Origin of the sequence: Dysgonomonas sp. 520 (assembly GCF_010501095.1) — a bacterium.
Classification (GTDB): Bacteria; Bacteroidota; Bacteroidia; order Bacteroidales; family Dysgonomonadaceae; genus QVMP01.
Map to the genome: position 1 here is coordinate 117,299 of NZ_QVMP01000004.1, position 12,919 is coordinate 130,217.

The 12,919-nt window shown below is 40.6% G+C and carries 8 protein-coding genes; all 8 read left to right on the forward strand.

The annotated features are described in order from the left end of the window. Positions 1–16: 16 nt before the first annotated feature. The 8 genes from D0T56_RS03520 (at position 17) to metH (ending at position 12,909) form a co-directional block, all read left to right on the forward strand. A complete protein-coding gene (locus D0T56_RS03520; RefSeq protein WP_163318748.1) occupies positions 17–1,594 on the forward strand; it encodes a RagB/SusD family nutrient uptake outer membrane protein in 1,578 nt (525 codons plus the stop codon). A 54-nt stretch (positions 1,595–1,648) separates the two neighbouring features. Beyond that, a complete protein-coding gene (locus D0T56_RS03525) occupies positions 1,649–2,632 on the forward strand; it encodes an Ig-like domain-containing protein (RefSeq protein WP_163318749.1) in 984 nt (327 codons plus the stop codon). A 180-nt stretch (positions 2,633–2,812) separates the two neighbouring features. Continuing rightward, positions 2,813–3,859, forward strand: a complete 1,047-nt coding sequence (locus D0T56_RS03530) for a family 16 glycosylhydrolase (protein WP_163318750.1) — start codon at positions 2,813–2,815, stop codon at positions 3,857–3,859. A 50-nt stretch (positions 3,860–3,909) separates the two neighbouring features. Beyond that, positions 3,910–5,208, forward strand: a complete 1,299-nt coding sequence (locus D0T56_RS03535; protein WP_163318751.1) for a glycosyl hydrolase — start codon at positions 3,910–3,912, stop codon at positions 5,206–5,208. A gap of 50 nt (positions 5,209–5,258) precedes the next feature. Continuing rightward, a complete protein-coding gene (locus D0T56_RS03540; RefSeq protein WP_163318752.1) occupies positions 5,259–6,230 on the forward strand; it encodes a family 16 glycosylhydrolase in 972 nt (323 codons plus the stop codon). 38 nt (positions 6,231–6,268) lie between these two features. Beyond that, the gene (locus tag D0T56_RS03545; RefSeq protein ID WP_255491025.1) at positions 6,269–7,795 is read left to right on the forward strand and encodes a DUF6056 family protein; all 1,527 of its coding nucleotides are present in this window, start codon (positions 6,269–6,271) and stop codon (positions 7,793–7,795) included. Between the two features lie 10 nt (positions 7,796–7,805). Then, positions 7,806–9,218: a DUF6056 family protein gene (locus tag D0T56_RS03550; protein WP_163318754.1), complete on the forward strand. Its 1,413-nt coding sequence runs from the start codon at positions 7,806–7,808 to the stop codon at positions 9,216–9,218. Beyond that, a complete protein-coding gene (metH, locus tag D0T56_RS03555) occupies positions 9,208–12,909 on the forward strand; it encodes a methionine synthase (RefSeq protein WP_163318755.1) in 3,702 nt (1,233 codons plus the stop codon). The genes D0T56_RS03550 and metH overlap by 11 nt, the downstream gene beginning before the upstream one ends. Positions 12,910–12,919 lie beyond the last annotated feature (10 nt).

The following is a 12,919-nucleotide window of genomic DNA, read 5'->3' on the forward strand; positions in this document are numbered from 1 at the left end:
AAAAAACAAAAGAACAATGAAAAAATATAGTTTAATATTCAGCGTAATCTTCGCTTTGATGTTCACATCATGTGATTCATGGTTAGAGTCGCCATCTCCCGGTGTAACCGAACTTGACGACTTTTTTACAGTAGGTCAGACTGCTATTAATACAACAAACGGGGCTTATGTGCCATTGGCTTGGGAATATAATTACACATATTTTCCGGAGTGGTTTATCGGCGATGTTGTATCGGATGATGCTCTTAAAGGCGGACAAAATATAAATGACATGTCTGTAGTTTATGATATGGAAAACTTCAAGACAATACCTAATAATGATTTTCTGCTTGACTTCTATCGTGCTCAATATCAAGGCATAGGTCGTTGCAACCTGGGATTGCAGGAAATTCCGGTAATGACACCCGACACAACCATGACCGAACGTGTTCAGAACAGGTTGATAGGCGAATTGAAGTTTCTTCGTGCAATGTATTATTTCCGTTTGGTGAGAGTATTCGGAGGGGTTCCATTAGTTGACTTCGTGATAGACTCGTCAACAAAATGGAAGCAACCACGCGCCTCGGCTGACGATGTTTACGTGCAAATTATTAAAGACCTGGAAGAAGCGAACGATGTTTTGTGGGTAAAAACAGACTATGCGAAAGCTGATACAGGTCGTGTGACCAAAGGTGCGGCTCAGGCTATGCTATTGAAAACAAATCTTTATCTGAAAAATTATCCGGAAGCAAAACGTTGGGGAGATTCTATCATCCAATCAGGACAATACAGGCTGTTGCCAAACTATTCTGACAATTTCACCCTTAACGGTGAAAATATGGATGAGTCGGTTTTTGAAATTCAATATACAGAAGATCCTACAAGCGACTATGGTGGCGGAGGAGGAATAGGTGGAGCCGGTTTCACAAGAGGAACATTCACTGTGATTCTTACACGTTCACGTTCATCTCTCCTTGGCGGAGGTTGGGGTTTCAATAAGCCTACACAAGACCTGTACAACGAGTTTGAACCGGAAGACCCAAGGTTAGGAGCAACTATACTTGATCCGAAGGCATATATCGAAAACGAAGATCAAGAAATTTACTTGGGAACACGTTATCTGAACCGCAAATATGGTATGTATAATGATCTTCCGGGCGGTAAAGTGTCATATTTCGAATTGGCTCACGCTACACGTGCTCCGATAAACAATAAAGTGATTCGCTATTCTGATGTATTATTGATGTATGCTGAAGCATGTTGCGAGGCCAATAATCTGGGAGATGCAGTAGCTGCACTAAATCAAGTCCGGCAAAGAGCACGTGGAGAAAGGACTGACATCCTACCGGATCATCCAACCAACACCAATCAATCAGACCTACGCAATGCAATTCGTCACGAACGTCGTGTAGAGCTGGCTATGGAAGGGCATCGTTGGTTCGACCTCTGCCGTTGGGGAATTGCATACGAAGTAATGACGGCATACAAAGAAAAAGAAAGCGATGACGCTCGAGATCACATGGCAGACTTTATAAAAGGTAAACACGAGTTGTTTCCTATTCCTAGCAAAGAAATAGAACTCAACCCGATGGAACAAAACAACGGATATAATTAACAACTTAAAATACACAATTAAAGAATTTTATTAACATCAAAAAATTTAATTACGATGAAAGCAAGAAAGATTTTTTTCCTAATGATGAGCTTAGTAGCAATATCATTATCGTTTGTTTCGTGTGGAAGTGACGATGACGATGGAGGTGGTAATGGCGGTGGCTCTGTAACCGGTATAAGCCTGAATAAGACAACACTTTCGGTAGAAGAAGTAGCATCTGAAACTTTGGTAGCAACATTGACCCCTGCAGGATCAACAGGTAAGATAGAATGGAGTTCTTCAGCTCCTTCAATCGCATCGGTTAACAATGGTGTAGTAACCGGTATAAAACAAGGAACAGCTACAATTGCGGCTACATATGGTAGTTTCACAGCAACTTGTACAGTAACTGTAACTCAAAGAGGATCAATCTCAAAAGATCCATCACTGGATGGTAGCGACTATTTCGTTATGATTTTGGATGATGTATCAGCTACAAAAATAGAAGGTAAGATTGCTCAGGATTTCCGTCCGGACGATGTAAACAAATATCTTTATTATTGGGATCAGGAAGGTGCGCTTACATTTGAGCCATATTCATCTACAGGTGTAAACTTCTATGAAGAATTAGGCTGGACTGCTATGAAAGTAACTAATGTAGGTTGGTCGGGAGCAGGATTCTTTGTTGGTCCTGGGTTTGGAGAGATAGACCTTACTCGTGTTACAAAGAATATAGATGATTATTATTTGCACGTTGCTGTTAAGAGTGCTCAGACTTTCAGTACTTACACTTTTGTATTATATGATAAAAAGAAAAGTAACGGAGCTAAATTAGTACTTGGTAAAGATGCTGTAGACGGAATAGCTCCTTATGCAGACTTCCCTCGTGACAATGAATGGCATGCATTTGATGTTCCAATGTCTTATTTCCAAAATAGTCAGGGACTATATTACAGAGAACCTATGACTGACGAGAATGTATTAGCAATTCTTGGGGGCGGAGTAGCAGGCACTACTGTTGAAGTGGATGCGCTGTTCATTTACAAACCAAAAAAATAAATGAAAAGAGAATAGGTAAAGTTCATTCATAAATCACATTTTATTTCTCCTCTCCCAAAGTGTTAAACACTATTGTAATAATATTTGGAATAAAGAAATTATGGGAGAGGAGAAATAAAATTATAAGAAAAAAGATGATCGTATTTCGATCGAAGAAACAAACATCTCAAAGATGATATCATGAATTATAAGTATTTATTAGCGGCTATTCTAATCAGCTTGGTTTCTGTTCTTTCTTGTTCCGACTCGGACAAGGAAGAAGAAGTAGTGGCAAAAATCACATTAAACAAAACAGAAACAACAATAGAAATAGGTGGTACCGAAACTTTGGTAGCAACTCTTTCTACATCAACCACCGAACCCGTTGTATGGACGTCGAGCGACGAATATGTAGCAACCGTATTCCATGGAATTGTAACAGCCATCACCAGCGGTGAGGTAACCATCACAGCAACAGTTGGGTCTATAAGTGCGTCGTGTGTAGTGACTGTTCCACAAAAGGAATATAAATTGGTTTGGTCTGATGATTTTGACGGGACAGCACTGAATACTGAAAAATGGAGATATGAAACTGGTGGAAACGGATGGGGAAACCAGGAATTACAATACTATACAGATCGTACAGATAATGTGCGGTTGGAAGATGGTTATTTGATCATCGAAGCTAAAAAGGAAAATCAAGGTAACAATAAATATACATCAGGGCGAATAATAACCAAAGGCAAGGCTCAGTTTACGTACGGAAAAATGGAAGCGCGTATATCCTTACCAAGTGGAAACGGCACATGGCCGGCGTTCTGGATGCTGGGAACAAGGGGCGGCTGGCCCGGATGTGGCGAGATAGACATCATGGAACATGTGGGTAAAGAGCCAACCATGATATCGCACGCATTGCATACAGCCAACAGAAATGGTATGAACGGAAAAAACTGGAACTCCAAGGATTATTTTCAAGGAGTGGAAGGCTCTTTTCATACTTATGGAGTAGAATGGATAGAAAAAGAAGACAGGGGATTTGATTGCATTAAGTTTTTTGTAGACGGAGTGGAAACCGCAACATGCTTTCAGGGCATTGACAACAGAGCCGACTGGCCGTTCAACAATGAATTTTTCCTAATTCTTAATGTAGCCATCGGAGGATCTTGGGGTGGCACTGTTGATGACAGCATATTCGACAAACCTGTTCAGATGAAAGTGGATTGGGTAAAAGTCTATCAATTGCAATAGGAATTATATTTCAGGTATACTCTTAAAAATAGAAGAAAAAGAATATGAAAATGATGAAGAAATTTATATTGATACTCGCTGCAATAGCATTAGGGTTTAGCTGCAGCGATGACGATAAAGATAACGATAATGGTTCGGGTGTCGGCAAAGACCCTGTGACGCAAGGAAAAAGCCAGAAAAGAGGAGTGTCTTTCAATTTTCAGGTGCTTGAAGACATAACGCTACTTGCTCCCGCCATTTCATGGTCTTACAATTGGGGACCGGATCAATCTGCAAGTTATTCGGAGCCTTTCAAAAACAATAATATAGATTATTTCCCTATGGCATGGAACGGCGGCTATAGTCCGAGCAGAATCAGGGCTTATAAGGCAGCGCATCCTGAGTGTAAGTATATTTTAGCATTTAATGAGCCTAATCTTACAGACCAAGCCAACATGACCCCGCAGAAAGCAGCTGAATATTGGCCGGCTTTCAGGGCATTGGCCACAGAGTTGGGAATGAAAATCATCTCTCCGGCAATGAACTACGGAACATTGGCAGGCTACAGTGACCCGATTAAATGGTTGGATGAGTTTTTCACACTGGTTCCTCTAAGTGATATAGATGGTATCTCCATTCACTGTTATATGACAAATCCCAGTGCCACGAAGTCATACATAGAACGGTTCAAAAAATATGGCAAACCTATTTGGATGACAGAGTTTTGCGCATGGGAAGGAGCCACTGTTAGTCCTGACGGTCAAATGAAATATATGTGCGACATTATCAATTATATGGAGTGTGATCCTGATATTGAACGCTATGCCTGGTTTATTCCGAGGTTGGCAAAAGGAGAGAAGAAACCGTATATGGAATTGCTGGAAAGAAGTCTGCCTTCCCGGTTGACTGCAATAGGAGAGGTATTTGTAAATATGTCTACGCTCGACAAGAATACATATTATGTAGAAGGGCAAACAATTGAGGCGGAGCACTACAATTCGATCAGCATATCGGAAAGCGTTGGCTCTAATGGCTGGGTGTCAGGTCCTTCTATGCGTCTAACCACCGACGGGTCGGGAGGAACCCTTGAGTTGTGCAATTTCTACACAAACCAATGGGTAGAATATCAGGTAGAAGTGTCAAAGAAAAAACAATATAAAGTTGATATACGCTATGCAACTTTCACCGATTCGGAGTTTGAAGTCGAGGTAGACGGCAAAAGCGCAGGTACGATCTCATTGCCAAGCACAGGTGAAGATTATATCTGGAAAACAGAAACATCTGATTTGCAATTGGGTAAAGGCAAACATAAAATACGCCTCAAATTGGCAAAGGGTATAGTTCATATGAATTGGCTGAAAATCTACTAAAAAACTAATTAACTAACGAAAAGCAGTTGAAGAACGAATAATTATATAAAATGAGAATCTCTAAATGTTTGTTGTTTATCATAATTTGTTTTCCATTACTTTGTTTGGGATGCATAGGCGGTGGAGATGCCATTGCAGCCGAATCGGCCGAAAACACGAAGGAAGTTGGTTCGGGAGAAATTGACGGTTATAAACTTGTGTGGCAAGACCTGTTCAATGGCGACAAATTGAGTCCTGATAATTGGTATATTGAAGTAAATGGCCAAGGTGGAGGCAATGCGGAATTGCAGTTTTACAAAGCCGAAAATGTGTCGATAGATATTGAACCCAATACAGGAAAGAGATGCCTTGTGTTGACGGCAAAAAAAGAAAACTATCTGGACAAAACCGCCACATCAGGACGTGTCAACTCAATTGACCGAAAGACATTCAAATATGGAAAGATTGAAGCCAGCATAAAGGTTCCGAAAACAGGGGATGGACTATGGCCTGCATTCTGGATGATGGGCGCAGATTATCCGTCTGTGGGGTGGCCCAAATGTGGCGAAGTGGATATATTGGAGATAGGCAGCGACGAAGGCATTCGTAAAATGGTGCAAGACTATTTTATAAACGGTGCATGCCATTGGGGGCAAAGCTGGAACGGAGGTGCTTACCCAAACTATTTCAAAGGATTTGAAAATTCTTATGTGTTGCATGACGATTTTCATCTGTATACCCTGACTTGGGATAGGGATAGTATCAGAATGTATTTGGATAAGGACAAATATCCTGATGCGAAGCCATATTTCGAAATGGGAATAAATAGTTTCGATACGGAATCATCTCCCGGACATTACTTCAACAAAGATTTCTTCATCCTGTTCAACCTGGCGGTAGGAGGCAATTATACTCAAATATGGGATATAAACAAAGTAACCGCACTGAACGAAGAAAATGGATACGAAGCAAAGATGTATGTCGATTATGTTAGAGTATATCAGAAAGAAGAATTTGAAGATAATTTATTGACAAATAAATAGAGTTGTGAGTATTGATTGATGTGTCCCTGTTTCTCGTGATGAGAGGCAGGGATATTTTTTTACTTAACAATGGTAAAGCGCATAATATAATTATTTTGCAAAGTTGTTGTATCTTTGCAAATTACAAACCGGAATGTATAGATAAATTGTCGTTCAAAATAATAAAACATATAAACTCATCAACCGGCAGAAAAGTGATTTTGTTTGCAGTCACTTTGCTTGCTTTTGCCATGATTTATTCTTTAAATGTACTGTATCCCATCTATTTGGATGATTGGGATTATAGCTACATTTATTGGCAGTCGGAACTTGTCGGAGGCTTTTTTGATGCGGTTTATTCCCAAACAATCCATTATGTGAAATGGGGAGGCAGAACAGTTGTTCATGTTATCTTGCAAACATTGTTGTCGTGGGGGCCATTCTGGAGCGATTTGCTGAACAGCATAATGTTTGTTTTATTCACCGCCGTGGTTTATTCTATTGCCAATATAGGACGAAAGGTTCGCCCGTCTCTTTATTTTATGATCATTATGCTCACATGGTTTTTTCAGGCAGATGTGGGCGAAACGCTTATCTGGCTGACCGGAAGTGTGAATTATATGTGGGGAACTACAATCATACTTGTCTTTGTTTATTTCTACTATAAATATTTTCGTGAACGGTCGGGAAGGACAAAGATTGACTCGAAGGGAAGAATAATACTGTTTTTCTTTTTCGGAGTTATAGCCGGATGGACGAATGAGAATATGGTGGTGGCTATGCTATGTATGATTGCCGTATTCTTATTTCTTGTTTGGAGGAAAGAGAAATCTGTTGAGAAATGGGCAATAAGCGGATTTTCAGGAGCATGTATAGGTGCTGCTTTAATGGTGTTGGCTCCGGGAAACTATGTGAGATACAACATGGAACTGAAGGAGCAAGGACTAACCAAAGCCGAATTGGGCATTGATTATTATTGGGGACGATTGCAGGCTCTGATTGACGGATATATGGAGTATCTGCTACTTTTGGTCTTTGTCTATTTCTTATTGGTACTTGTATTCTGGTACAACACCGAAAAAGAAGGCAGGAAAGAAGTGCTATTGTCTTCTTTCATTTTCTTCGGAGGTTCTCTAATAGCAAGTGCAGCCATGGTGGCGTCGCCTACATTTGAGCCAAGGGCATGGTTTGGAATTATTACGTTGATGATAGTTGCCGTATCAATAATCTATGCGAACCTGAATTTTTCAAAAATCTATATCCGGATTGGGAAATGGTGTTGCATAACGCTCCTGTTCGGTATGTTTGTTTATACTTATGTCGAAGGTCGGGAAGAGTTGGTACATTTAAGGCAGATAATAGATAATCGTGAAGCCGAATTGAAGAAACAAAAATCGGAAGGGAAAAGCAGGATAATATTTTCGGGCGAACGCTTCGAAGACAGAGCACATCGGCGATTAGACTTGATATTTCCCAAGATGTACGATTTTCCTCAAGATACCAGCCATTGGATGTATAAAGCATACGAACGGTATCATGGGGTGGATGCGGTAAGATTTGAAAATGAACGGTCAATAAAAAGATAGTATAACACAAGTGAAGCAAGCTATAGATAAGTATAATAGTATATTCAGATTTTTATCAAATTCCGGAACAAGAAAGGTTATATTCTTTTTTCTTGTAGGAATGGTCTTTTCTTTGATCCTTTTTCTCAATTTGATTTATCCTGTATGGGCTGACGATTGGACTTATATTTTTCATATCGAAACGCATGAAAGGCTGAAAGGAGTAAGTGATTTGTTCCAATCGCAATATTTTCATTATATGACATGGGGGGGGCGCACGGTAGCTCATACCATAGACCAAATATTGCTGAATTTGAATTACCCGTGGTGCGATATATTCAATAGTCTGATATTCACTGTGTTTATATATCAGATATATAGAATATGTAATTATAGAAAGGTTGAGTATAACCTCTCGTTATTCTTTTTCGTCAGTATAATGATATGGTTTTTTCAGAGTTCTTTCGGAGCCTGCATTTTATGGATCACAGGGAGTGCTAATTATCTATGGAGTACATTGATAATCCTATTTTTTATATATCCTTATTGCCGTTTCTATCTGGAAGATAAAAAGCATAATTCGTATTGGAAATGTACTTATATGTTTTTGGGAGGAATATTGGCCGGATGGACCAACGAGAACACGGCTTTTGGAATGCTCTGCCTGATTGTTGCAATCCTAATACTTAAGAAGAAAGAAAACAAGGAAAAGATACCCTATTGGTGTGTGTGGGGGTTGGCGGGAGCCGTTGTCGGATATATTTTGATGATTAAAGCTCCGGGAAATTATGTCAGGTATGAAAATACGACGGGCAGTTCCGGTATTATGGCAAATTTAGATTTTGGTATTTTATTCGATAGGTTCAAGTTCATTTTAGGGGGCATATATCGCCAGCTGTTCAACTTGTTTTTTATTTGTGCAATATTGATACTTATACATCTCTATTTTTCGAAACATGCGAATAAGAAAGTTCTACATTTGTCTTTCCTATTCATCATTTCGGCTTTCATTTCGGCTTTCGTTATGTTGGCTTCACCCGAGTTTCCCGACCGGGCATGGTTCGGGTCTATAACTTTTTTCATTGTAGCGGTATTGTTGCTATATTCTTCTCTGAATTTAGATAATGGATTTGTAAGAGCAATTAAAAATACTGTTGTCATTTTCAGTTTGGCTTGGTTTGGTTCTACGTACATAAGTTCGGCCAAAGAACTTTATTATGGGGTTTATAAAGTTTACGAGAGAAGAGATGCCCTGATAGAAGCGGAAAAAGCGAGCGGAAACCGTGATATTGTTGTCGACGAAACTATAATGCTGAAAACTAATTTCTCGGATTTTATGGAAATTCCATCTGATTCTACTTCAAAATATTTTTATCTAAATAAAAATTATTCAAAATATAAAGATATCGAATCCTTTAAGATTATAAATTCACATGCGAAATAACATAAAAGAAGTATTAAAAAATAGAATACTGATTCTGGATGGTGCTATGGGCACGATGATTCAACGGTATAAACTCACCGAAGATGATTTTAGAGGCAACAGGTTCAAGGATTCCACAATATTGCTGAAAGGGAATAACGACCTGCTGTCTATCACTCGCCCCGATGTGATTGAAGCTATCCACCGCAAATATCTTGACGCAGGGGCAGATATTATAGAAACAAACACTTTCAACGCCAATGCCATTTCGATGGATGACTATAACATGTCGGGGTTGGTGAAGGAAATAAATGTAGAATCGGCACGATTGGCGAGAAAGGTTGCGGACGAATATACAAAGCAAAATCCTGATAAGCCTCGTTTTGTGGCAGGTTCGATAGGCCCGACAAATAAAACAGCCTCTATGAGTCCGAAAGTAGAAAACCCAATCTATCGGGCAGTGACTTTCGACGATTTGCATCAGGTGTATAAAGAGCAGATCGAGAGTTTGTTGGATGGTGGTGTAGACTTGCTGTTGATAGAAACAATATTTGACACATTGAATGCCAAGGCGGCACTCTTTGCTGCCGAAGAAGTGAAGAAGGAAAGAAACGCAGATGTACCTGTCATGATTTCCGTTACCCTTTCCGACAAAGGAGGGCGTACACTGTCGGGGCAAACAATCGGAGCGTTTCTGGCATCGGTGAATCATATAGACTACCTTTCCGTAGGATTAAACTGTTCGTTCGGAGCATCGGATATGAAACCATTTCTGAAAGAAATAGGACGTCTTGCACCGTCGTTTATTTCTGCTTATCCCAATGCCGGCTTACCCAATCAATTTGGAGAATACGACGAAACACCCCAAATAATGGCAAGCCAGATAAAAGAATATATTGATGAAGGCTTGGTCAATATTCTCGGTGGATGTTGCGGAACTACTCCCGATCATATAGCACAATATGTTAGCCTGGTAGAAGGAGCTGTTCCTCACAAGCCTTCCGAAAAAGCAAAATATATGTGGCTTTCGGGTTTGGAATTGTTGGAAGCAAAACCCGAAATAAACTTTATCAATATAGGTGAACGTTGCAACGTTGCCGGCTCACGAAAGTTTTTGCGACTGATAAAAGAGCAAAATTACGAAGAAGCTCTTACCATTGCCCGTAAACAGGTTGAAGACGGAGCTCAGGTTATCGACATCAATATGGATGAAGGTTTGCTGGATGGAGTGAAGGAAATGACAACTTTCCTCAATCTGATGGCGTCCGATCCCGATGTGTCGAGAGTGCCCGTAATGATAGACTCTTCTAAGTGGGAAGTACTTGAGGCAGGATTGAAATGCGTACAAGGAAAAGCCATCGTAAATTCCATCTCATTAAAAGGAGGGGAAGAAGAGTTTCTCCGCCAAGCCCGTTTGATCCGTCAATATGGGGCGGCTGTGATTGTGATGGCTTTCGACGAGACTGGTCAGGCTGATACTTATGCCCGCAGAATCGAGATCTGCGAACGTGCATACAAGCTGCTCGTGAACGACGGCTTCAATCCTCTGGATATAATCTTCGACCCCAATATATTGGCAATAGCCACAGGGATTGAAGAACACCGCAACTATGCAGTAGACTTCATTGATACGATTGTTTGGATAAAGAAAAACCTGCCACATGCAAAAATAAGTGGAGGTGTTAGTAATCTGTCATTTTCTTTCAGAGGGAATGATTATGTTCGTGAAGCTATGCACTCAGTATTCCTTTACTATGCTATTCAGAAAGGCATGGATATGGGAATTGTGAATCCGGGACAATCGGTTACTTACGAAGATATTCCTTCCGAATTGAGAAATCTGGTGGAAGATGTTATTTTCAACAGGCGAGAAGAAGCAACCGACCAACTGATAGAATATGCCGAACGCATTAAGGACGAAAAATCGAACCAACAAGGAGAAACCAAAGTGGAAGAATGGCGTACATATCCACTCGAAAAACGGATAGAGTATGCTTTGGTGAAAGGTATTGCCGATTATCTGGAGGAAGATTTGGCGGAGGCTCTGACTGTTTATCCGAAAGCAGTGGATATCATCGACAAGCCGCTCATGGCAGGAATGAATAAGGTGGGCGATTTGTTTGGTTCGGGGAAGATGTTTTTGCCCCAAGTGGTAAAAACCGCCCGCACGATGAAACGGGCAGTTGCAATCTTACAGCCGACTTTAGAAGCGCAAAAAGATTCTTCGAAAGGATCGAATAGTGCCGGAAAATTGGTTATCGCCACCGTGAAAGGCGATGTGCATGATATTGGTAAAAATATTGTGTCCATCATTCTGGCATGTAACAATTATGAAGTGATCGACTTGGGCGTGATGGTTCCGCCTGAAGTTATCATACAAAAAGTGAAGGAAGAAAAACCTGATATATTGTGCCTGAGCGGACTGATTACACCATCGTTGGAAGAGATGAGTATCGTGGCTCACGAAATGGAAAAAGCAGGATTTACAATTCCCCTGATGATTGGCGGTGCAACAACTTCTAAATTGCATACTGCCATCAAGATCGATGCAAAATATAACAGCGGTTCGGTGGTTTACGTGAAAGATGCTTCGCAGGCTCCGGCGGCTGTTGCAAAGCTAATCAGCCCATCGTCTAAGGAAGAATATATAAAAGAAATAAAAGATGAATATCAGGGGCTTCGCAATTCGATGGAAGATCGGAAAGTTGAGCTTGTTCCCCTGAAAGAGGCTATTGACAATTCTCTGAAAATAGATTGGACGAACTATGTCGCACCAAAGCCAAACAAGCAAGGCAGACAGGTGATTCCACACATCCCGATTGAAGAGATTGTTCCATACATCGACTGGAAATTCTTCTTCCATTCGTGGAATTTATCGGCTCGTTATCATACCATTCAGCATGTAGATGACTGTGCCGCTTGCCGTACTACATGGCTGAGTTCTTTTGCCGAAGAAGAGCGGGAGAAAGCAGCCGAAGCTATGCAGTTGTATAAAGATGCGAGGCTATTACTCGACAAGCTGGTGCACGAAAAAGCAGAATACATCAGGGCTGTGTATGGGATATACGAAGCATATTCGGAAAACGAATGTATATACATCAACGACCTTTGTTTCCCGATGTTGCGTCAGCAAAAGAAGAATGATAAAGGAGAATATCTTTCGCTTTGTGATTTTGTTTTGCCAAGAAGTAGCGGAAAAACCGATTTCGTTGGAGGATTTACTGTTACGGCCGGAGTTGGAGCAAATGAATTGCTGAGCCAATATGAACAACAAGGAGACGAGTATAATGTGTTGTTGCTTAAGTCGGTGCTCGATCGGTTGGCGGAAGCGGCAACGGAGTATCTCCACGCAAAAATAAGAAAAGAATATTGGGGTTTTGCTGCCAATGAAGATATAACAATTGCAGAAATGTTTGCCTTGAAATATCAGGGTATACGTCCTGCAGTCGGTTATCCGTCCATCCCCGATCAGTCTATCAACTTCCTGCTGAATGACGACCTCTTGCAATCGAAGGAGATTGGTGTGGAACTGACCGAAAACGGGGTGATGTATCCTAATGCTTCGGTGAGCGGATTAATTTTTGCGCATCCTCAATCGAAATATTTTTCTATTGGTCAGATTTCGGACGAACAGGCAGAATTTTATATTAAGAACAGAGGTGAAACACCCGACAAAACACGGAAATTTCTTGCGGCAAATATGATGAATTGATGTATCTTCA

Coding starts and splice junctions, on each gene's coding strand:
- D0T56_RS03520 (WP_163318748.1), top strand. CDS start 17: ATGAAAAAATATAGTTTAATATTCAGCGTAATCTTCGCTTTGATGTTC.
- D0T56_RS03525 (WP_163318749.1), top strand. CDS start 1,649: ATGAAAGCAAGAAAGATTTTTTTCCTAATGATGAGCTTAGTAGCAATA.
- D0T56_RS03530 (WP_163318750.1), top strand. CDS start 2,813: ATGAATTATAAGTATTTATTAGCGGCTATTCTAATCAGCTTGGTTTCT.
- D0T56_RS03535 (WP_163318751.1), top strand. CDS start 3,910: ATGATGAAGAAATTTATATTGATACTCGCTGCAATAGCATTAGGGTTT.
- D0T56_RS03540 (WP_163318752.1), top strand. CDS start 5,259: ATGAGAATCTCTAAATGTTTGTTGTTTATCATAATTTGTTTTCCATTA.
- D0T56_RS03545 (WP_255491025.1), top strand. CDS start 6,269: ATGAGAGGCAGGGATATTTTTTTACTTAACAATGGTAAAGCGCATAAT.
- metH (WP_163318755.1), top strand. CDS start 9,208: ATGCGAAATAACATAAAAGAAGTATTAAAAAATAGAATACTGATTCTG.